General features: G+C 51.0%; 20 protein-coding genes. 10 read left to right on the top strand and 10 right to left on the bottom strand.

Features of this window, described 5'->3' with window-relative positions; genetic code table 11:
- Positions 1 to 107: 107 nt before the first annotated feature.
- Positions 108 to 941, bottom strand: coding sequence for a PucR family transcriptional regulator (locus G477_RS0111325; RefSeq protein WP_026698043.1), 834 nt, complete (start codon positions 939 to 941; stop codon positions 108 to 110).
- A 13-nt stretch (positions 942 to 954) separates the two neighbouring features.
- Positions 955 to 1,152 carry a DUF5342 family protein gene (locus tag G477_RS0111320; protein WP_026698042.1) on the bottom strand — a complete coding sequence of 66 codons (198 nt, stop codon included), beginning with the start codon at positions 1,150 to 1,152 and terminating at the stop codon, positions 955 to 957.
- A gap of 205 nt (positions 1,153 to 1,357) precedes the next feature.
- On the opposite strand from G477_RS0111320, the gene G477_RS0111315 reads away from it, so the two are divergent.
- The 3 genes from G477_RS0111315 (at position 1,358) to G477_RS0111305 (ending at position 4,168) form a co-directional block, all read left to right on the top strand.
- Positions 1,358 to 2,497: a DUF445 family protein gene (locus G477_RS0111315; RefSeq protein WP_026698041.1), complete on the top strand. Its 1,140-nt coding sequence runs from the start codon at positions 1,358 to 1,360 to the stop codon at positions 2,495 to 2,497.
- A 68-nt stretch (positions 2,498 to 2,565) separates the two neighbouring features.
- A complete protein-coding gene (locus G477_RS0111310; RefSeq protein ID WP_026698040.1) occupies positions 2,566 to 2,925 on the top strand; it encodes a YlbF/YmcA family competence regulator in 360 nt (119 codons plus the stop codon).
- A gap of 808 nt (positions 2,926 to 3,733) precedes the next feature.
- Positions 3,734 to 4,168 (top strand): PaaI family thioesterase, encoded by a 435-nt coding sequence (locus G477_RS0111305; RefSeq protein ID WP_026698039.1) that lies wholly within the window; start codon positions 3,734 to 3,736, stop codon positions 4,166 to 4,168.
- Here G477_RS0111305 and G477_RS0111300 read toward each other — a convergent pair.
- Complete coding sequence (locus tag G477_RS0111300; RefSeq protein WP_051287957.1) at positions 4,159 to 4,377, bottom strand: YhzD family protein; 219 nt, start codon at positions 4,375 to 4,377, stop codon at positions 4,159 to 4,161. The two genes, G477_RS0111305 and G477_RS0111300, sit on opposite strands and share 10 nt — an antisense overlap.
- 80 nt (positions 4,378 to 4,457) lie before the next feature.
- Here G477_RS0111300 and G477_RS19430 point away from each other — a divergent pair, with 80 nt between their 5' ends.
- From G477_RS19430 to G477_RS0111280, 4 genes are all read left to right on the top strand, one after another.
- Positions 4,458 to 5,657: a metallophosphoesterase family protein gene (locus G477_RS19430; protein ID WP_156897338.1), complete on the top strand. Its 1,200-nt coding sequence runs from the start codon at positions 4,458 to 4,460 to the stop codon at positions 5,655 to 5,657.
- Positions 5,654 to 8,128, top strand: a complete 2,475-nt coding sequence (locus tag G477_RS0111290; RefSeq protein WP_026698037.1) for an ATP-binding protein — start codon at positions 5,654 to 5,656, stop codon at positions 8,126 to 8,128. Before G477_RS19430 ends, G477_RS0111290 begins: the two co-directional genes overlap by 4 nt.
- A 153-nt stretch (positions 8,129 to 8,281) precedes the next feature.
- Positions 8,282 to 8,953: a response regulator transcription factor gene (locus tag G477_RS0111285; RefSeq protein ID WP_026698036.1), complete on the top strand. Its 672-nt coding sequence runs from the start codon at positions 8,282 to 8,284 to the stop codon at positions 8,951 to 8,953.
- Complete coding sequence (locus tag G477_RS0111280) at positions 8,950 to 10,341, top strand: sensor histidine kinase (protein ID WP_026698035.1); 1,392 nt, start codon at positions 8,950 to 8,952, stop codon at positions 10,339 to 10,341. Before G477_RS0111285 ends, G477_RS0111280 begins: the two co-directional genes overlap by 4 nt.
- A gap of 97 nt (positions 10,342 to 10,438) precedes the next feature.
- Here G477_RS0111280 and G477_RS0111275 read toward each other — a convergent pair whose 3' ends face one another.
- The 3 genes from G477_RS0111275 to G477_RS0111265 all read right to left on the bottom strand — a co-directional run bounded on the left by G477_RS0111275 (position 10,439) and on the right by G477_RS0111265 (position 12,131).
- Complete coding sequence (locus G477_RS0111275) at positions 10,439 to 10,735, bottom strand: hypothetical protein (protein ID WP_026698034.1); 297 nt, start codon at positions 10,733 to 10,735, stop codon at positions 10,439 to 10,441.
- Positions 10,736 to 10,847: 112 nt separating this feature from the next.
- A complete protein-coding gene (locus G477_RS0111270; protein ID WP_026698033.1) occupies positions 10,848 to 11,861 on the bottom strand; it encodes a peptidylprolyl isomerase in 1,014 nt (337 codons plus the stop codon).
- A gap of 90 nt (positions 11,862 to 11,951) precedes the next feature.
- Positions 11,952 to 12,131 carry a hypothetical protein gene (locus G477_RS0111265; protein WP_026698032.1) on the bottom strand — a complete coding sequence of 60 codons (180 nt, stop codon included), beginning with the start codon at positions 12,129 to 12,131 and terminating at the stop codon, positions 11,952 to 11,954.
- 141 nt (positions 12,132 to 12,272) lie between these two features.
- Between G477_RS0111265 and G477_RS0111260 the strand changes: the two genes are divergently transcribed.
- Positions 12,273 to 12,839, top strand: a complete 567-nt coding sequence (locus G477_RS0111260) for a YpmS family protein (RefSeq protein WP_026698031.1) — start codon at positions 12,273 to 12,275, stop codon at positions 12,837 to 12,839.
- A gap of 432 nt (positions 12,840 to 13,271) precedes the next feature.
- On the opposite strand, the gene G477_RS0111255 is transcribed toward G477_RS0111260, so the two are convergent.
- The 4 genes from G477_RS0111255 to G477_RS0111235 all read right to left on the bottom strand — a co-directional run bounded on the left by G477_RS0111255 (position 13,272) and on the right by G477_RS0111235 (position 17,021).
- Positions 13,272 to 13,850, bottom strand: coding sequence for a DUF3267 domain-containing protein (locus G477_RS0111255; protein WP_026698030.1), 579 nt, complete (start codon positions 13,848 to 13,850; stop codon positions 13,272 to 13,274).
- 234 nt (positions 13,851 to 14,084) lie between these two features.
- A complete protein-coding gene (locus G477_RS0111250; protein WP_026698029.1) occupies positions 14,085 to 14,666 on the bottom strand; it encodes an HTH-type transcriptional regulator Hpr in 582 nt (193 codons plus the stop codon).
- A gap of 628 nt (positions 14,667 to 15,294) precedes the next feature.
- On the bottom strand, positions 15,295 to 16,380 hold the full coding sequence (gene serC, locus G477_RS0111240) for a 3-phosphoserine/phosphohydroxythreonine transaminase (protein ID WP_026698028.1): 1,086 nt from the start codon (positions 16,378 to 16,380) through the stop codon (positions 15,295 to 15,297).
- Positions 16,381 to 16,595: 215 nt separating this feature from the next.
- On the bottom strand, positions 16,596 to 17,021 hold the full coding sequence (locus G477_RS0111235; RefSeq protein WP_026698027.1) for an HIT family protein: 426 nt from the start codon (positions 17,019 to 17,021) through the stop codon (positions 16,596 to 16,598).
- A 142-nt stretch (positions 17,022 to 17,163) separates the two neighbouring features.
- Between G477_RS0111235 and G477_RS0111230 the strand changes: the two genes are divergently transcribed.
- Together G477_RS0111230 and G477_RS19425 are read left to right on the top strand one after the other, a co-directional pair.
- Positions 17,164 to 17,907: an ABC transporter ATP-binding protein gene (locus G477_RS0111230; protein ID WP_035211895.1), complete on the top strand. Its 744-nt coding sequence runs from the start codon at positions 17,164 to 17,166 to the stop codon at positions 17,905 to 17,907.
- Positions 17,900 to 19,111: an ABC transporter permease gene (locus G477_RS19425; RefSeq protein WP_051287945.1), complete on the top strand. Its 1,212-nt coding sequence runs from the start codon at positions 17,900 to 17,902 to the stop codon at positions 19,109 to 19,111. The genes G477_RS0111230 and G477_RS19425 overlap by 8 nt, the downstream gene beginning before the upstream one ends.
- Positions 19,112 to 20,139: the final 1,028 nt, after the last annotated feature.

Raw genomic sequence — 20,139 nt, 5'->3', positions numbered from 1 at the left:
TTAAAGTGCGTAAGAAGTGAAAGATGTCATAGCGGAAAGACGGCAGATTCGCGCGCTTCGCGGGAAAAAGGAGAACTCTTTTTCTCTGAAAGTCTGCGTCACGCGGCTCAGTCTTCGCGGTAGAGCACAGGCACCGCAAGAAGGAGCAGGTACACAGCGGTTGCATTGGCGAATTTCTTAATATCAATCGACGTTTTCTCAATAAATTTATCGACCCGGTACTGCATTGTGTTCCGGTGCATGAACAATTTCTTTGCCGCCATGGAAACATTCATGTTGCATTCAAGGTACATTCTGATTGACTCCAGGAGCGTGGTATCATCCATGACTGATTCCAGCAGGACGCGGATATCCTTCAACGTCTGCTCTGACAAAGTGCTGAGCATAAAGTAGAGCGTGAGCTCCTGTTCGGTGTATACATGTTTTTCAGGAAAGGCTGCAGCGGCCTCCCGGAATACATGGGTTTCCCAGTCCAGCTGTTTTTTTACGTTGGCGGGCTTCGTCACAAAGGTACCGACGGCGATGGATGGCCGCTGGTAGAAGTCAGCAGCGAGGGTATCGATGATAGCCCCTGGAGAATCGTCCTGATCCACGTCTTCATTATGAGACTGCAGAAGAAAGCCTTCTCTTCGGGAACGCCAGAGGAACGTGCTTCCTCCCGGAAAGAACGACTGCACAGCTTCGGCAAAACCATCTTCATCGTCGATTGGAGAAGTAAGTTTGACAGATATAATCCGCAGGGGAAAGGTAAGGGAAGCAGCCCACAGGGACTGGGGCACCTCTTTTTCATCAATCAGGTAGTCCCGGAGGTTCTCGTCAGCAGGATGCAGCGCCGGCATATCATCCTCGTGCACGAGGCGTTTCAGAAGTGCCTGCTCTTCCGTTGTGAGCTCGGCTTCATCCAGCTGTTTCGTGACACGTCCGTATGTGAGCGTAATCATCGTGTCCCACCTCCTAGTGGTCTTCGTACACATGGTAGAGCATCAGGTCATGCACGGCGTGTTCGAGCGACTCTTTCTCCGGTTCTTCCGGCTGCCGCCATTCTATACGGCCGTCCTGATGGTAGATGCCCCGGTGTCTCGTCTGCTTGTAATAAAAAGTGAACTGCCAGCCGTACGGAGGGCGCCGCCGGCATTGAAAATGCTCGATCATGCTGCATCTTCCTTTCTTGGACCCGAGCAGCCACGCGGACTGAACGGAAAATGTAAGTAATAAAATCCAGGTCGTGAAACGCTGCCTACCATATCCTATCATGGATGGAAGCAGGTGCAAATCATCCCCGTTTGGTGCAGAAGAACGCTCTGCGCTATACTAAGGGAAGAAAACGTAACGCGCGGATGTCTGGAGGAGGTTGTTTATGAACGAATGGATCCTGCTTGTTATTATCATACTCCTTGGTGCTGTCATCGGCGGGGGCACCAACATTATAGCAATTAGAATGCTGTTCAGACCATACAAAGCCTGGTTTATCGGGAATTTCCATGTCCCCTTCACCCCGGGGCTGATTCCGAAAAGGCGGGAGGAGATTGCAGAGAATCTCGGCAGGCTCGTAGAAACCCACCTCGTAACACCAGAAGGCATGCAGGAGAAGATCAGTGAAGGCGTCCTGTTTGAGGAGGTGGAGCAGCGGCTGAAAGACGGTATCAAAGAACTGCTGGAGGAAGATCGAACCCTCGATGAGTGGATGGAAGAGCACCTCGGCAGAAAAGATCAGCTTCTGCATTTCCGCGAGACGATCGAGACGGGGCTCCAGGACAAGCTGCGCAGTTTGTTCAATGATTATAAACACCGCTCCTTTGAAGAGTGGGTTCCGGAAAATCTCATCGGAGCAGTGGAGCGGAAAATCCCGAAAGTCATCGATGAAACTGCACGTAAAGGGGCCGAATGGATTGGTTCGGAGAGCGGTCAGAGGGAGATCGACCGCATGCTGACGAATTACCTTCATTCTAAAGGGAACATGACCTCGATGTTCAGCAGAATGGCCCAGCGTCTGCATATCGCGGAAATGATTTCACGCGAGTTGAAACGGCTTCTTTTGGAGAAGGAAACGAAAGAACTCATGGAAGAGCTGCTCATGGAAGAATGGCGCGGCATGCTCCAGTCTACGCCGTCTGAGTACATCACAGAAGAAAAACTCAATGAACAGGTAGAACGGATGACGATGACGGTGGTTGGACGAACGCCGGTGATCGGGGAGTGGAGTGAACCCTTATCCGCCTGGAGCGGCCGGTATGAAGAGCTGCTGAATAAAACGGTTGTCCCATCAGTCATGGCTTCCGCTTCGATGATCCTTTCCCGCTATATGAAATCCATCATGCAGCGTATCGGGATCCGTGAGCTTGTCACGAAAGAAGTAAACACCTTTCCATTGTCCAGGCTGGAGGAGATGCTCCTTCTCATCGCGAAACGGGAGCTGAAGATGATTGCCATCCTCGGTGCGCTGATTGGCTCGTTTGTCGGGTTGATACAAGGATTTCTTCTGCTGTTTATCTTCTAATGGATGCATTCTTTTCTCAACTATGTTAAAGTCGAACGGTATTGCTCAAAACCAAGGAGGAACTATTCATGGCAAACCCATTTGATAAGGCCCAGGAACTGAAAGAAGAGCTGAAAGCAAGTGAACAGTTCACAACACTGAAAAATCTTCATGACGAAGTAAACAACGATGAAGTTGCTAAGAAAATGCTCGATAACTTCCGCGAACTGCAGATGTCCCTGCAGCAGAAGCAGATGAACGGAGAAGAAATCTCCGAAGATGAAGTACAGCAGGCTCAAAAGCAGTTTGAAGTAGTGCAGCAGCACGAACAGATCATGAAGCTGATGGAAGAAGAGCAGCGCATGAGCCAGTTCGTCGGCGAACTCAACAAAATTGTTACAGAGCCGCTGGAAGAGCTTTACGGCGTCGAAGGAAGCGAGAACGAGTAGTCAAGTAAAGATAAACCGCGTGCGGCACAAGTGCTGCACGCGGTTTTTTTAAAGAATGGCTATGTTATCGTGCTTTGTTGATTTCATCCGCTTTCGGCGCTTATCCATTGAGCGTCGCCGCCTATTGCTGCTTTCATCAAATAACAACAACAAGCTTGCACAGAGACACTCATGCAACCTCGTTGCACCATGATAGATGAACATAGACTGCTATGTTCTATTTTCAAGGCAGCTTTAAATAAAAGGCGCTGTTCCTGTTCCTTGTTGATACAAGGATCCTTCCCTTCCACTCGGCATGCCTGCCGTGGATGAGCTCCGCCGGTTTCCGCTTCGTTCTTGCTTTGCAATAGAAAGACAGAGGTGATCTCTTTCTCCCATTTTCTATCAAAAAAGCCAGGCAGGGCGATGTTTCGAGACGCCTGCGGAAAAAGAAAGCGTGACGATCATCCCGGACGAAAGGAAGGGACAGCGGAAGGATTTCTCCGCGGCAAGCGAAGAAAAAGGAGCTGCAGGCGTCCTTTTTATATCAACACCAGCCTTTAACAGAGCTTAAAGTATAAGAATGTATAAGTTTTCATACAAGGTGCCGGAGACTCCATGCGCTGCACGGGAAGAAACAGAACCTTTTTCTTCCCTCGAAAAGCTTGCAGCGATTCCGCGCACCGTTCCGACCAAAAGGAGCTTCGCTCTTTTTGGTCTATCTCTGCATCTTCAAGTGTTCCCGCAGGAAAAGGTGGCTTTTGTTTGGCAGGAGCCGTCGCGCGGGAACACATTTTCGTGATAAAATAGAAGGAAAGAGGTGACAACGATGACAGAAGAAGAACTGCAGAAAAAGACAGCCGCCGCTCTGGAAGCTCATAGAGACGGCGGGCCGGATGTATTCCTATATTCCTTGTTTGACTTTGCCTTTGATTACGACACCGAGCAGGAACGAGTCCACCTGCACGTGCCGGTGACGGAAATGATGCTCAATCCGATCGGTTTTATCCACGGCGGCCTGATCGCCTATATCGCAGACTCTGCACTCGGACATCTTTGTGCGGCCTTTACAGAGACTCCATCTGTTTCGCTTGAACTGAAAACGCAGTTTCTGCGTTCCAAGAAATCAGGCACTCTCCGCGCGGAGGCTTCTTTTTTAAAGAAGGGGAAGAACATTCAGTTTACGGAGTGCAGCATCTACGATGAAGAAGACAACTTGATGAGTGTGATCACTGGAACTTTTTACGCCCTTGATCAAGGGTGAAAATGGACGAGGCCGGCTTCAGAACGGACGAGCCGGCTCGGCATGTCCGACAGTGATTCTTCTTCCAGCCGCTGAACGGCTGCGCTTTTTGCTTCGCTGTCGCTGGAGGCTTCCAGCGTCTCGTTGAGCAGGTGCTCCCCTTTTTTACTGTAGGCAGTTAAGTAGTAAATGGACACTTGCAGATCATCTCCTTCCTCTTCTCTGTACATATGAGTGTACCACAAAATGAACGACCATTCATTTTGTGCCTGATATTTTTTTGACTTATTAAAAGAAAGCTGGTGATCTTTTGGTACATTTTCTTCACATGGCAGACCTGCATCTGGACCGCCCGCTGCCACTGCCTCCGGGCCTTGATGACGACAAGCAGGACTGGCTGAGGAAAGCGCCTCTGCGCGCACTGGAAAAAGCGGTGACGGCAGCGGTGAAAAAACAGGTTGATTTCGTGCTGATCAGCGGGGATATCTACCATAAAGCCGATCGGTCGGTTCACGCATTCTGGGCATTCCGAAACCAGATGGTACGCCTGTCGGATGCTGCCATTCCCGTCTACATGATACACGGTAACCACGACCCGGTATCAGCAGGGACAAACTATTTCAAACTCCCCGCCAATGTGCATGTATTCCCTCCAGAAGGGGAGGCTGTCTGGCACTGGACAAAGACGGGGGGCGGATGGATCTACGGCTTCAGCTATCCTGAGCCGGCCTATACAGAGACGCCGTATCACCATTACATAAAGCAGCACGGCGGAGACTTCCATATTGCCCTGCTCCATGGACAGGCGGGTTCGGATACGAGCCACGCTCCCTACGCTCCGTTTCAGCCGTCTGAACTCCGGCAGCTGCAGATGGATTACTGGGCACTCGGGCACATTCATCAACGTCAGCTGCTGATGGAAGACCCACCGATCGTGTATCCAGGGTCTTTGACCGGATTGACGAGGAAAGAAACAGGAGAAAAAGGGGTTTATGAAGTCAGGATGCCATCGTCCGGTCGGCCGGATCTGTACTTCCTGCCATGCGCGGATGTCCTTCAGCACACTGTTGTCACCAGCATCCAGCACCTCTATCACATGGACGAATGGATTCAATCCGTCAAACGGGCATTGCCGGAGACCGAAGCTCATATCCTACTCACGGTGCAGGTGAAAGGCAGCGGGAGACTGCACCAGCTGTTCCGTCAGCAGCGGGAAGAAACGGCTGCTGTGCTCGAATCGGAGCTGCATTCCTTCTCCTGCACATTGATGCGGCTGGATGTCCAGACCGCTTCATCGACGAGAGACACGAATTCTCCCGTTGTTCAGGATATTCTGGACTTGAGCGGCAGGGAAGAGACGCGAAAAGAGCTGGACCAGCGCCTGGAGGGGCTTCATATGCATGGCAGCATCCGCCGCCACGCGGCCTTTCCGGATGAACAAACGAAAGAAGAACTGCTGAAGCAGGCAGCCGACGAACTGCTTCTCACACTGGAGGAGGAGGTAGAATGAGGCTGTATCGAATTCATATTGAATCCTTTGGAAGGTGGAAGCATCAGACGTGGGAAGCCGACGAAAAATCGACGCTGTTCTTTGGCTGGAATGAAGCGGGGAAGTCCACCATTCTCTCGTTTATTGAGAGTGTTTTTTTCGGCTTCACTGTTTCCACAGAAGCCCGTTCAGCCGGCTCCCTGCAGTTTGTCGGGAAGGATGGGAGCATCTGGCTGCTGGAGCGGCGTCAGGGCCGCACGAAGTCGGGGGATCTCCGCATCACGAAGGATGGACAAACAGTAAAAGAGGAAGAATTTTTTCAGGGCATGACGCGGAAATCGTTCCAATTAACGTGCAGGGTTGATCTCGATCAGCTTCAGCGGATGGATGACCTCAGTCCGGATGACATGAACCGGATGCTGCTGGACACGTCGCTTGCAGGGATAGCCCCGGTACTGCAGCGCTCGGAAGCATTGCGGAAAGAAGGAGAAAAATTATTTAAGCCGAGAGGACAGAAAGCAGAAGCGAATCGGACGGCTGTCTCGCTCGATGAGCTTGCTGCGTCCATCAGCCGCTGGGAGGACAAACTTGACGAATACAAACTGCTGAACCAGCGGAAAGATACTATTTCAACAAGAATGGCTCAAATTGATGAGGAAGCAGCTTCTCTCCGGACGAAGCAGGAAGAGGCGGAAACAGCGGTGCGGACCGCTGCTCTGTATACGAGATGGAAAGAAGAAAAGGAGCTGCTGGAAAAAGAACCGCGGCTGCCCTCGCATGCTAGAAGAGAAATGGAGACCATCGAAGAAATCATTCAGGAACTGAGTGAAGAAAAAGCTGTCGTGAAGGAGCAGTTTCCTGACATCAGTGCTCCCTCCTTAACGAAAGAGGAGGCAGCCCAGCTGGAGAGACTGCATGAGGATGCCTCCCATTTTCATATGTGTCTTCAGCAGTATGATGAAGCAGGCAGCGAGCTGGAACTACTGCAGGACAAAGAAGAAGACCTGCAGAAGCCCCTGCCGGAAAAAATCGATTTAACTGTTTCCACTGCGGGCAGCGCTGCGAGAGAACAGCTGCAGCGCCTTTTTGACCAGAAGGACCAGCTGAAAAAGCAGGAACAGGAAATGGAAAAGAGACCGAAAACATTACCAGTATCGAATGCAGCGAGAACGGTCCTGATTCTGCCGTATGTACTGCTCGCTGCAGCCCTATTGTTCGGAGACTGGACGGGGGCCTTGTTCCTTGCCGCGCTGGCGGGAACGATTACGCTGCTGCGCCGCTCGCTCTTCACGTTCCATGATTCGGAGATGGCTGGATTAAAACGGTCCTGGGATCAATTTTATGAAGAAGTGGATGAGTGGTGCCGCAAAAGCGGGTTACCACCTGGGTGGGATTTGACCGAGTACCGGGAAGCAGTGTCCATGCTGGAGACGGCCTCAGGCATTCTCGACCAGCGGCGGTACCACGAAAGAAAGCGCCAGACGGCTTCGGCATGGATGGACGAATACCGGCAGCAGGCGGATGCCTTCCTGCCGCCTGGAACTTCTTCTGCAGATGTTCCTGCCTACGTCAAGCAGCGGTGGGAGGATTCGAAGCAGGAGGAAAAAACCTTTACACAGCTCGTGGAGCGAAGGGACTGGCTGCAGGAGCGCCAGCATGAAATTGAAACGAAGATCGCCTTCCGCGAAGCGCAGAAGCAGGATTGGCTGGAGAAAGCCGGGACCGATGAAGATCATTTCTGGGCAGTAGTGGAAGAAGCAGAAGCACTTCGGGAGCGCCAGGCAGAAGTAAGAGATATCTGGACCCGCATTTGCACGCTGATTCCTGTAGAATCACAGCGGACGAGGGTGCTGCAGCTCATTGATGAAGATCAGATGCCCTCCCCGGAGAACATTCATGAACAGCAGACCGCACTTGCAGCGGAACGCGAGAAACTGGTTAAAGAGGAAACGAGCATTTCTCTCTCCTTGAAAGAAATGGAAGAAGAAGGAACGTACGAAAAAATACGACAGCAGTACACAACAGAGAAACGACTGCTGGATGACCTGCTGGAGCGGTGGATGGTGATCGAAGCAGCGCAGGCTTTAACGACAACGCTGAGAAAGCGGTATGAAGAAGAGAAGCAGCCTGCCGTCCTGCAGAGAGCAGCGGACCGGTTTGCCCGCATGACGGAATACAAACAAATCACGGCGGGTCCGGACGACGGACAGTTTACTGTCCACCGCAGCGACGGAGTGTCGTTCCAGCCGGAAGAGCTCAGCCGGGGAACGAAAGAGCTGCTTTATCTCAGCCTGCGGCTGGCGCTTGTCGAAGAAAATCCGGTGCTTCCGCTTTTCATGGATGAAGCTCTAGTCAATATGGATGCGCCGCGCAGAGCGGCACTCTGGAAGGAACTTGCTGATCTTCCTGTGCAGATGCTGTTCTTCACCTGCCACGAGCACCTGCAGGAGGAATGGAGAGAAGCCGCTTCTGGAAGAGAATACCTTCTATGACAGCACACAGCTGACAGCAGGGATGCGGATGGAAGAGAAGCAGGCACCAGCTGTCGAAAAGTCTCGAATATCATGTAAAACAAGATGGATGTTTTCAAAAAGCCTTAAAAGTGTATTAAAATATAGAAAAAGATAGGCTATAGGAGGGGTACGATGGCAAACTTTCAGGTAAATCTAGTTGAGGATGAAGAAAACCTCGGAAAAGTCATCAAAGCATACATGGAAAAAGAGGGGTGGTCCGTTTCGCTGTTTACAGACGGAAGGGAAGCCTCCGAACATATCGATGATCAGCCGCATCTCTGGGTTCTCGACATCATGCTTCCGGGCATGGACGGGTATCAGCTGCTCAAGTCGATCAAGGCAGAGGCAGACACCCCTGTCATCTTCATCTCAGCACGGGACAAGGACCTGGACAGGGTTCTCGGACTGGAGCTTGGCAGCGATGATTACCTGGCCAAGCCGTTCCTGCCGGAAGAGCTGGTGATCCGTGCAAAAAAAATGCTGGCGCGTTTCTATCCTCCGGAAGAGCAGCAGAAGGAAGATATTACGCTGAACGGCTATACGATCGACCCCACGTCGAGAACGGTCCATGATGGGGAAGAGCACATTGAACTAACGACGAAGGAAATGGATCTGGTCATCCTGCTGACATCGCATATCGGCGATGCCCTCTCCCGTGAAACGATTATTGAATATGTGTGGGGCACAGATTACTTCGGCTCTGAGCGGGCCGTTGACGATGTCGTCCGCCGGGTGCGTAAGAAACTTCCACGCATACACCTGGAAACATTGTACGGCTATGGGTACCGGGTCCTCTCTTCATGATCCGGCTCAATCTGACGCAGCGCATCTGGTTTTCTTTTATTTCGATCCTTCTTCTGGTTGCGCTTCTGATTGGCATTATTTATCCGGTGTCGCTGCAGGGAGCATTAACAGAAGAGACGTATCGGATCATCGAGCAGGAACAGATGCGTTTTGCGGACCCTCAGGGAGAACACATCATTCCGCCCGAATCCGAGCTTGAATTCATAGAAAGAAGAGAACAGGAACGTTCCGTGTTTCATTTTTTTCTGATGAACCAAATGGCGACGCTGGAAGGGGATCCGGTACCGAATGAAGTGCTTCAGGAAATGGCCCAGAGTGCACAGGACCAGATGACCCGGCGCGGCCGCTACGAATTAACATATAACGAAGCAACGCTTTTTTACGTTGTCTATAAAGTCTATACGACGAGTGGGGAAGCGTACCACATTTCCTACATGTGGGATACGTACCGCGACCAGATGGTGGACCGGCTGTGGGGAAGACTCAGCTACATCATGCTGTTCGCCGGATTGATGAGTCTGCTGCCGGCTTTCTGGCTGAAGCATTATCTGCGTCAGCCGCTCATCTCGCTGGGGAACCATTTCGAACAGATCGCCGAGCGTAACTGGAAAGAGCCTTTTCATTGGCGTGGCGATGAAGATTTTGAGAAGCTCTCGAATCAGTTCGAAAAAATGAGGCAGAACCTGATCCGCTACGATTCCGCCCAGAAAACATTCATGCAGCACGCGTCCCATGAATTGAAAACGCCGCTGATGGTCGTGAAAAGCTATGCGCAGGCTGTTAAAGATGGTGTGACGACGAAAGAGAACATGGACGAGACGATGGATGTGATCATTGACGAAGCCGATAGAATGGAGAAACGAGTGAGGGACATGCTTTACTATACCAAGCTCGATTCGCTGAAAGAAACGCCGATGGAGATGACGACGTTCCCCTTCGGATCGATTGCTTATAAGGTGGAACAGCGTTTCCGCCTGGCGAAAGAAAACGTCCGTTTTACCATTCACGGGGCTGAAACCGAGATATACGGCGATAAAGATCAGATTTATGTACTCGTCGAAAATCTTGCCGAGAATGCATTACGCTATGCAGACGACTGGATTGAAATGGATGCTGGAGAAACAGAAGATGCTTTGTTTATTCGTGTACGCAATAATGGAGAAAATATTCCGGATGATGAAATCGATCATCTGTTCACTCCGTTCCGAAAGGGGAACAAAGGACAGTTTGGACTGGGACTTGCGATCGTCAAGCGGATTTGTGAACTGCATGAAGGCTATCCCGTTGTGGAGAACGAGGAGGACGGGGTGTCGTTTACCATGTACTTATCCAAGACGCTGGAACAGTCAGAGCCGGAAGATCCATCGAGCAGCACGGACAGCAAATAAAAAACAGCCGGAGAAAACACTGCATGACGTGCAGCAGCTTTCTCCGGCTGTTTTAACGTATTTTTAGTGGCTGCAGATCCATGTCGTACAGCCACGCTTACTGTTCCTGTGGGACAGAGTAGGCCGTATATCCGCTGTTGAAGGCTTCCAGCACCTCATTTTCAAAAACCTCGTAACACGGCGACTGCTTCCATTCTTCAATAGTCATGTCCCGGCAGTGTTCAAAGACTTCTTTCCAGTGTACGAGGAGAAATCCTTCAACATGGTCATGGGCTGCAGGAAAATGAACGAGCGGGCTTTCAACAGATTCCGTCGTCATTTTGTTCATCACTTCTTCTACAAGAAACTGCTGAAACTCACCGTACGACAAGGATTTCAAAGGTGTGGTATGCATGGATGATCCCTCCATTGTTTAGTACTGGTCTTATTCCCTTCGTCTGGAAATTCAAACATCAGCGGAAAAAACGAAGAGGCGCATCATCATAAGCGCAGGAAAGGAGGGGCCGCTATGGCTGCGTGCCGTCATCGTCCAATACATGGTCGTAGGCTTCATCATAGATGGATACATCGAATTCATCCATCATGATGGTTTCCTCCACGCTCATTTCATACATGACCTGCTCCTGAAGCGAGGCATAGAGCTGGTCACTGACTTCTTCGTACGAGTCTTCAAACGGCAGTCTGTCGATCACTTCGATAATATGATACCCGAATGTGCTCGGCACTGGATCAGAGAACGTTCCTTCCTCGAGCGAAAAGGCGGCCCGCTCGAACATCGGTGTCATTGTGCCGCGCCGGAAGTAGCCGGTTTCTCCACCTTCTGCAGCGGTAGCCGGGTCCTGGGAGTACGAAGAAGCCAATTCTGAAAAGTCAGCGCCCGCTTCCAGCTCCTCGAGAAGCTCTTCTGCCCGCTCTTCCTCGGAAACGAGGATATGGCGGACATTGGCTTCGCTTCCCTTTTCGTAAGCTTCCTGCAGGTCCGTTTCGGCGATGTCAGTCTCGATATCGAGACGCTCCTCAATAACGAGGCGCTTCAGAATATCAGCGCGCAGTTCTTTCTCATGATGCACTCCAGCCGCAGCGACTGCTGCTTCTGTGCCTGCTCCCCCTTCCAGTCCCATCGAGGTGAGCATTCTCTCTATTTCTGCTTCATAATCGGCTTCTGTGATTCCTGCCGCTTCCGCTTCCTGTTCCAGCATGTGGAGGGTAATCATCAAGCGGAGCACTTCCTCTCCATACATTGCCTCGAGGGTATCGAGAAAGTCATCCCGGAATATCTCCCCAGCCTCTGTCTCCGCAGTGAGTTCGGCTTCTTCCTCTTCCTCTTCCTCGCGGCTGTCAGCCGGTTCGTTTTCGTGCTGCTCGTTTTCTTCGTATTCTGCGTTCTCTTCTTCACCGGGATTGTTTTCATTGACGTCAGGGGGCTGCTCCTCCTGACTATTGTCTGTCTGATTAACGTTGGTGCATGCAGCGGTCAGCAGGAGCATAACCGCTGACAGCATGATCAGAGGAATCCGCACAGCGCTGCCTCCCTTCCCTGAACCCGTAGATTAAGATACAAAAAAGGTGCCCCTGCTTGAACGAGACACCGGACTTCAGCTTCTGGACTTTTACGTGTAGTAGATGCGAAAGAAAGAAGAGGTAATCAGGATCGTGATTAAAATGTTCACTGTTCGAAAAATCTTGGTCTGTTTCTCTTCAGGAATCTCTTTCGAAACGCAGAAGTTATTCGTCATTGTGTTAATCACAAACAAATAGAACAAAGCAAATAATATAAATGGAATGTACATAATGTGCCTCCTGCATGCAGTAAGAATAATCCGTTCATGTAAGATTGACAGGGTGGATTTGCGGGTATGATAACTGCATATGTTCAGTGTACCAAAATCCATGTAAAATGGAAATGAATCAAATAGAAAAGAGGTGTGGCTGTGAACGTATGGAAAATAGCTTTTTTCTCGCTGCTCGGATTGATCGTCCTGACAGTTGCAGGCGGATGGCTCTGGCTGCAGGCACAGATGCCGGACGAAGAGGCAGCAACTTTCGAGGCTCCTGAACCGGAAACGGTGGAAGGACCTTCTTTTCTTGTACAGGCTTCTACAGAAGACGCGAATGCCTGGCTTCAGCGGGAGCTGGAAGAAGAAAACGGAGAAGATTTTGATTTGTATCTGGATGAACAGGTCCACTTTCAAACCTCGGTGGCTGCATTCGGTATAGACGTGCCGATTGAAATAGACTTCGAACCGGAAATGGCGGACGGAGGAAACTTATGGCTGAGGGAAGACGGATTTCGACTTGGATTTATTGAGCTCCCTGCAGATCAAGTATTTCAGTTGATTGGGGACAACATCGATCTCCCTGATTTTATGACGCTTGACGCAGCTGAAGCTTCTCTTTATATCGATCTTCGTGAATTTGATACTGATAATTATATCATTCAGGCAGAGGATATTGACCTGCGTGGAGAAGGTATCGAGCTCAGCATTACCGCTTCCTGAACCGGTGCTGCCGTCCCACGGTAAGATGCTCGCCTGTATATCCCGTCGATACCGGGAAGAAAAACAGTATGGAAGGGGCCCTCACCGTGTTTTGGTGAGGGCCCTGCGTATCAGGAAGGTTGACTGTCCCGCGGGGCAGCCGCCTGCTGCGGACAGGACTTCCGCTGACCGTTGGACGAGCAGACGCCCCGTCTCCGTGCAGAAGAACGCAGACAGGGAAATCAAATAAAAAAGATACCTCCAAGTTCTGCGGGAACGACCGAGTCGTTACAGAACCGGAGGTATCTTTACGTTTGAAGAGCATACCATGCGGCAGATGGTTCTGCCGACGGCATCGCTCTCTTCCACTGACCGAGAAGGATGCGGCGTCTTCGACCTTCGTTCTAGCTTTTTTGTCCAAGCTCTGCGTATGCGGAGAACTCAGCTGGGATTTCAGATGCTTAGTGTCTTCGCTTCGGCTTTCGCTTTCGCTTCTGCCGTCTGCTGAATGACGTGGAATCCAGTTGGGTTTTCCTCAATCAACGCTTCTTTCGGTGCAGCGAACATCTGTCGTGCAACAAAGAAATCATACGTGCTCAGACCAAAGTTAACAGCTGAAATGATCGCAATAAAGTGCGTGTGCGCCGGGAATAGGAAGGCAAGCAGCACGGCTGCAGCAGTAATAACAACGGCTGGGCAGAGTGTTGCTGTCAGTCCAGGAATCCTTGCTGTCGGTCTTTTCACAGAATAGTAGAAGTAAGGCCACTGGGACCTGCGGACGCCGATAGACGCGCGTCTTCCGGTTAACCAGAGAGGCAGGCAGTGCAGCAGCAGGTGGACAGGCATGATGAGAACGAATCCGGCTGTGAAAGTCAAGAAGCCGTAATCGACAAGTGCCGTCTGTGCGCCGAACGTTTGAAAAAGTGTATAGAAAAGCAGGAAGTACAGGAGCATCACCAAAAGCGATAAACTCCACATACGCCCCTGGCCGATTTCTTTCGCGATAGAGACTGTTTTCAGGCAGTTCATCATGAACAACCTCCCTTGCTGGCAAGTTATATAACATCAATACTTAGACAATGTACTCCCTGAGGATAAAAAAATCAATCCTTTTTCCAAAAATCATATGAAATCTCTTCCGGGAACCGAGATTCCAGCAGGAGGTCCCTCTCGTGAGGGGGAGGACTAAAAAATCCCGTCAGAAGTTTTTCTTCTGACGGGACGGCAGGGGACGGTATCCGTAAAAGAGGTTGCCAGCTGACGAAATCAGCCGTTCGTCGGCTCACTCTGTTTCGGAGCAGGATGCAGCTCTCCTTCTTTCTCGGAGAAATCTTCTTCAAATTTCTCCATAGACGTTTCAAACAACTCGATAAACTCGGGACCGTACACATGCTTGACGATACTCATTAATTCGGAGAACTCTGGAAACTTCCCGTACAGTTCCTTGATCGGCAGAGAGCCTGTGTACACGCTGTACGTATCAGGATTATAGGAGGAAAAAGTTTCGAGCAGAAGGGATTCTCCCTTTTTCGTTAAGTAGACATACGTATTCCGTTTATCGTCTGCCTGTTTAGAAAACGTGAGGAGGCCCCGTTCTTCGAGTTTCTTTGAGAAGTTAAACGCCGTGGAAACATGCATAACGCCGAACTTGGCAATGTCGGAAATAGAAGCTCCTTCCAGATGGTAGGCGATCCACAAAATATGGTGCTCGTTGATATTCAGGTTGTATGGTTTGATCCATGCCTGCCAGTCTTTTTCGATGGATTTCCAGAGCGCTTTGCTCAGCTGGGCAAGCTTGTGACTAAACATGATCGATTCCTTCATGGAATGCGGTGATTCTTTATCCATTTGCCGTCGCCTCCGTTCTTCCCATTCAAAGCTTTATTAAGAAAATGATAAGCATATAATAACACAGTAGAGAAGCACGCCACAATATCATTTCAGTATTTTCTGAAAAATACACGGTTCCCTCTCTGTAGTCCTGCTCTCGGATTATGTCGAATATCGGGAAGGAAGGCGGGGAAATAGGTGAGCGTTTATTTATTTTCTTTGAATATTATTGTACAAGCTTATTCGGCGCAGGTATCGCGGCTGTGGGGATTCGACAATGAGAGGCCGGGAAGCAGACGTGGAGAAAAGCAGCAGGAGACGACGCCTGCTGCGCCCTGGTTTTTCTAGTCGATGAAGAAAATCAACGTTTTTCATAGAAGGAGAGAATATACGTTCTCATCGAGGGAGACGGTGACTCCGCACGCCGTTCCGATCAAAAGGTGGAAGTCTCTACATCTGCTGTTCGGAAAGAGCGAAGGTGCTGCTGCCCGACGATGGCCGGTCCCACCCGGTTGAGGCGGATTACCGGAACGCTGCGATTCGTATGTACGTCTTGCAGAATCTGATGGAATCGAAAGAACCAGAAAGAGCCGCCTCTCATCGGAATGAGGCGGCTCTTTCCATTGGACAGGCAATCCAAGAGGGATCAGCTGTGCCGATGGCGGAATTTCTCCATAAAATCGATGAGTACTTCTACATGATGGAACGGTACGGCATTGTACAGAGAGGCACGGCATCCACCGACACTCCGGTGCCCGTTCAGGCCGAGAAATCCTGCGTCAGCTGCTTCCTGCAGAAACTGCTTTTCCAGGTCTTCATCCGGGAGGCGGAACGTGACATTCATGGATGAGCGGGAGCCCGCGTCAGCATGTCCACGATAAAACCCATCGGATTGATCGATGGCGGCATAGAGCGCTTCCGCTTTCTTAGAAGCGGCCTCTGCAATCGCATCGATTCCTCCTTCAGCCAGAATCCAGTCTGTCACGAGTTTTGTCATGTAGACGGCCCCGGTCGGAGGCGTGTGATACAGAGAGTCTTTATCAGCGTGCTGTTTATAGGAAATGGAAGGTGGCAGAGCGTCACTTCCAGAAGCGAGGAGTGATTTTCTGGCAATCACAATCGTTACTCCAGCCATGCCGGCGTTTTTCTGGGCACCTGCATAGGCGAAATCGACATCGCTCCACGGAACGCGTCGGCTCAATATGTCGCTGGACATGTCCACAATGACCGGCGCTGCTGCTTTCTTTGGAAACTGCTGCAGCTGGGTGCCGAAAATGGTGTTATTGGATGTGAGGTGTACGTAGGCAGTGTCCTCCGGTGCCGAGGAAAGGTCGATCTCCGGGACGGAGCGGTACTGAGATTCTTTTGTCGATGCGAGAATGGTCGTGCTGCCGAACGCGGAAGCTTCTTTCTCTGCTTTTTCCGACCATGAACCGCTCAGCACGAAGGCAGCCCGCTGTTCTGGTCGAAGGAAGTTCTGTGCGGTCATGGAGAACTGGAGCGTAGCCCCTCCCTGTAAAAAAAGAATGTCAAAGTCGTCGGGTACGTCGAGAATCGTTCGGATCTGCTTCATCGCCTGAAAATGGATTTTTTCGTAAGGAGCGCTGCGGTGGCTCAGTTCCATCACTGCTGCTCCCGTTTGTTCAAAACTGAACATTTCGGTTTGTGCCTGTTTTAAAACCGGGTCGGGGATCGGGCCCGGTCCGGCATTGAAATTATACACGGTCGTCATCTGGTCGGCCTCCTCAAGTAGTCATGTACAAAGATAGTGTGCATCGAATTGGTGCAGTAGAGCAAGGAAAATCACGGAGGGCCGACGCTTTCATGAAGCATGCGGCGGTCCCCCTGCCGCTGTTGACTATACGCATGAATCTGTTCATTTCTAAAAACGGATTCGAGCGTCACCTCGTCCAGGCGCTGGGTCATCCGGCGGACGTTGTTTCCGTTCTAAATGTAAGAAGCCGCTTCGGCTGCCAGCTGCTGCAGCTCTTCCTGGGAATAGTCTCCGCCATGTTCCACCCAAGTTGGTTGAAACCCGTCGCTCTGATCATAGCGCGGGATGAGGTGCAGGTGATAATGGAACACCGACTGCCCTGCAGCCTCTTTGTTGTTGTTCAGCACATTGAGGCCGGCAGGAACAAACGCACGATCGAGTGCCTTGGCTACAACAGGAGCTGCTTGAAACAGGCGGGACGCTGTTTCTGGTTCTAGATGAAAAATGTCCTGTTCATGTTTTTTTGGAATGAGCAGGGTGTGCCCCTTTGTTACCTGACTGAGATCGAGAAACGCATAAACGTGCTCATCTTCATACACTTTCGCGGAAGGGATATCCCCCTTAATAATGCTGCAGAATATACAGGATTGTTCAGACATACGATCACCCCGGAGTCGAAAAATTTTGAAACGTTAACGATTATCATATCATAAACCACCGGCGGCTGCGACAGCCTGCTATCTCTTTTCAATAAGGATGTTTTTCCGTTATAGTAAAAGCAGTGACGAGAGGAGGAAGACCATGGCACTGCTTGAACTAAACGGCGTGGACGGAGGCTATCAGCGTACCAGACCGGTACTTCATGATGTCTCCTTTACTGTCGAAAGAGGAGAAATTACAGGGTTGATCGGCTTGAACGGCGCCGGTAAAAGTACAACCATTAAACATATTCTCGGGCTGATGCAGCCTGTCCAGGGAGATGTGTCGGTCGGCGGCAGAACGATTCTGGAGGACCCTGATGCGTATCGGAGGCAGATCGCCTATATACCGGAGACGCCGATTCTTTATGAAGAACTGACGCTGTGGGAGCATCTGGAAGTGACCGCCATGGCGTATCAAGTACCGGAAGACACGTTCCATGAACGGGCTGAAGCACTGCTGAAGGAATTCAGAATGACGAAAATGAAACACTGGTTTCCTGATCACTTTTCCAAAGGCATGCGGCAGAAGGTGATGATCATGAGTGCTTTCCTGCTTGAACCGGATCTCTACATCGCGGATGAACCTTTTGTCGGTCTCGATCCAGTGGGGATTCAGAGCTTTTTGAAACGAATGCAGGAAATGCGGGATCAGGGGTGCGGGGTGCTGATGTCCACCCACATTCTCGCTACTGCGGAAAAGTACTGCGACCGCTTCGTCTTTCTGGATCATGGACGGGTACGGATGCAGGGAACCCTCCGCGAGCTGCAGGAGCAGGCTGGGATGCCGGGGGCCGATCTTGATGATATTTATGTTGCAGTAACGGAGGAACATGACGATGCGTGATGCTGCATCTCTCTGGTCCAGCCGGGTGCGGGAATACTGGACCCTTGCTGTAAAATACCTCCGCCTGATTGCCAACAGCGGCTTTGTTTTTACGCTGTATCTCCTTTTTTTATTCGGGAGTATTTATTACGGCGAATTTTTGGAGTGGCTTCCGGAGGCATTTCCTGCTGTCCTGTTCTTTACGCTGCTTTTTACGCTCTTGTTGACGAGGGGAAGAGTACGTACATTTTTGAAGGAAGCAGATCTCGTCTTTCTCCTGCCGATGGAAAGCAGGATGAAATCGTACTTTCGGGCTTCCTTCCGCTACAGCTGGATGATGGAGACATTCTGGTTGTTTTTAGCAATGTTTGTTCTTCTGCCTCTGTTCCTGGACAGGATCGCCGGGGACTTTGGTACGTTTATGCTTGTGCTCGGGTCTCTTTCTCTTCTCAAGCTGTGGAATCTCGCAGCAGGGTTTCAGGAGATGCGGCTGCCTGATGATCGGCAGGTGACGCTGCACAAAGCAGGCAGACTGCTGCTCAACGGGGCTGCTGCCTGGGCCGTTTTCAGTCAGTCCCTCGTTCTGTCTGCAGCAGCAGCGGCTGTCTTTGCAGCAGCCTGGTTCGCCTGGTTCCGTCCCATCCGGTACCCGCTCGCATGGGGACGCCTGATTGCCGTTGAAATGAACACAGTCAGGATGTTTTTCCGAATTGCGAACAATTTCACCGACGTGCCGCATTTGAAGCAGCACGTGAAGCGTCGGAACTGGCTTCAGTTTGTGCTCCGTCGTCCTCCGTTCCGGCCGGGATCGGTGTACCGTTACTTGTTCGGCAGAGCTTTTCTTCGTGCAGGGGACTATCTCGGTATTTATGCGAGGCTGACCTTCATCGGGATTCTTTTTGTGACAGCAGTGGAACCGTGGTGGGGAAGTGCGGTGGCTGCCGCATTGTTCGCCTTTATGACGCTGCTGCAGCTGGAAACGCTGCACAGGCACTTCGATACGATGGATATGGTGTCGCTGTATCCGGTGCCTCCGGAAGGGAAGGACGCCGGCATGCAGTACTGGATGCTCCGGGCCGGTATCGTGCAGACGCTGTTCTTTCTGGCAGCCGCCCTGCCTTCCTGGGAGAACATGACAGCCGCTGCGGCAGGAGCAGGAATCATCTATCTGTATGGAATACAGAAGCGGCTCCCCGAAGTAATGAAAAGGAACAAGAAAAGCTAGTGGCGGGGAAGGCACCACATTTCTTTTAGATGATAGAAATGGATAAGTTTTCATGTAGGACGACGGCGAAGCCCGGTGCGCGGGAAGCATGAAGAACCTATGCTTCCCTCAAAGAACCTGCGGTACACGCCGTTCCGACCAAAAGGCGCTCTGCGCTTTTGTTCCAGTATAAGAATGTATAAGTTTTCATACAGTGTAACGGCGGCTCCATGCGCTGCTCGGGAAGAAACAAAGAACGTTTTCTTCCCTCAAAAAGCTTGCAGCGCTTCCACACGCCGTTCCGACCAAAAGGCGCTCTGCGCTTTTGTTCTATAACAGCACAGCAGACGCTCCTGATGATCCAGGCTGAACCTGGGGTCAGGAGCGTTTTCCTTGTTACCCTCGTTTCCAGGTTCATGTCCTGCAGAGAACCGCCACTGCAGCACAGCAGACCTGCCGTGGAGGATGTCTACTGCTTGCTCCGTCGTCCGCCGGCTGTGTTTTCCTATGTCTCCTGGGAAAAAAGACAATGTATCTGTTTCAGAAACCGGCATTCGAACCAGCAAAAACGGAAGCCGAGACAATTTTTCGAGGCACAGGCAGGTGAAGAAATGCAGTACGATGACCCCGGTCGTCATGGAAGGACGGCAGCAGGCTGTCGCCGCGGAAGACGATGGTCTCCTCCATTCATCTCCCCGCGACGGAAGGAGGCTGGGACAAAACCATAATCAAAAGAAGCCCTTACCATTTTTTGGTAAGGGCTTTCTGTACGAGGGGGATTGATCCTTCCAATGCCAATCGCTTGCCGCGGGCAAGGCTTCAGCTAACCGCCGCAAAAACAGCGGCGGTGGATCTTCAGCCCTTGCTTTTCCCGCAGGCGTCTCTTGTCTTTTCACGATCAACCCATGATAAAGACCGTACGGTCTTGATTTCTCGATAAAAAAAGGATACCTTCAGGTTAAGCTAGAACGACCAAGTCATAACAAAACCGGAGGTATCCTTATGTTTAAAGATTATAACATGAATCAGATCATTTTGCCGATGGATTT

The organism is Alkalicoccus chagannorensis DSM 18086 (assembly GCF_000429725.1).
Taxonomy (GTDB): Bacteria; Bacillota; Bacilli; order Bacillales; family Salisediminibacteriaceae; genus Alkalicoccus; species Alkalicoccus chagannorensis.
The sequence above is the reverse complement of the archived record's forward strand: the minus strand, read 5'-3'. Positions and strand labels throughout refer to the sequence as shown.

Bases quoted from the DNA above. Each gene is read 5' to 3' on its own strand.
- G477_RS0111325 (WP_026698043.1), bottom strand. From the start codon at position 941: ATGATTACGCTCACATACGGACGTGTCACGAAACAGCTGGATGAAGCC.
- G477_RS0111320 (WP_026698042.1), bottom strand. From the start codon at position 1,152: ATGATCGAGCATTTTCAATGCCGGCGGCGCCCTCCGTACGGCTGGCAG.
- G477_RS0111315 (WP_026698041.1), top strand. From the start codon at position 1,358: ATGAACGAATGGATCCTGCTTGTTATTATCATACTCCTTGGTGCTGTC.
- G477_RS0111310 (WP_026698040.1), top strand. From the start codon at position 2,566: ATGGCAAACCCATTTGATAAGGCCCAGGAACTGAAAGAAGAGCTGAAA.
- G477_RS0111305 (WP_026698039.1), top strand. From the start codon at position 3,734: ATGACAGAAGAAGAACTGCAGAAAAAGACAGCCGCCGCTCTGGAAGCT.
- G477_RS0111300 (WP_051287957.1), bottom strand. From the start codon at position 4,377: ATGTACAGAGAAGAGGAAGGAGATGATCTGCAAGTGTCCATTTACTAC.
- G477_RS0111290 (WP_026698037.1), top strand. From the start codon at position 5,654: ATGAGGCTGTATCGAATTCATATTGAATCCTTTGGAAGGTGGAAGCAT.
- G477_RS0111285 (WP_026698036.1), top strand. From the start codon at position 8,282: ATGGCAAACTTTCAGGTAAATCTAGTTGAGGATGAAGAAAACCTCGGA.
- G477_RS0111280 (WP_026698035.1), top strand. From the start codon at position 8,950: ATGATCCGGCTCAATCTGACGCAGCGCATCTGGTTTTCTTTTATTTCG.
- G477_RS0111275 (WP_026698034.1), bottom strand. From the start codon at position 10,735: ATGCATACCACACCTTTGAAATCCTTGTCGTACGGTGAGTTTCAGCAG.
- G477_RS0111265 (WP_026698032.1), bottom strand. From the start codon at position 12,131: ATGTACATTCCATTTATATTATTTGCTTTGTTCTATTTGTTTGTGATT.
- G477_RS0111255 (WP_026698030.1), bottom strand. From the start codon at position 13,850: ATGATGAACTGCCTGAAAACAGTCTCTATCGCGAAAGAAATCGGCCAG.
- G477_RS0111250 (WP_026698029.1), bottom strand. From the start codon at position 14,666: ATGGATAAAGAATCACCGCATTCCATGAAGGAATCGATCATGTTTAGT.
- serC (WP_026698028.1), bottom strand. From the start codon at position 16,380: ATGACGACCGTGTATAATTTCAATGCCGGACCGGGCCCGATCCCCGAC.
- G477_RS0111235 (WP_026698027.1), bottom strand. From the start codon at position 17,021: ATGTCTGAACAATCCTGTATATTCTGCAGCATTATTAAGGGGGATATC.
- G477_RS0111230 (WP_035211895.1), top strand. From the start codon at position 17,164: ATGGCACTGCTTGAACTAAACGGCGTGGACGGAGGCTATCAGCGTACC.
- G477_RS19425 (WP_051287945.1), top strand. From the start codon at position 17,900: ATGCGTGATGCTGCATCTCTCTGGTCCAGCCGGGTGCGGGAATACTGG.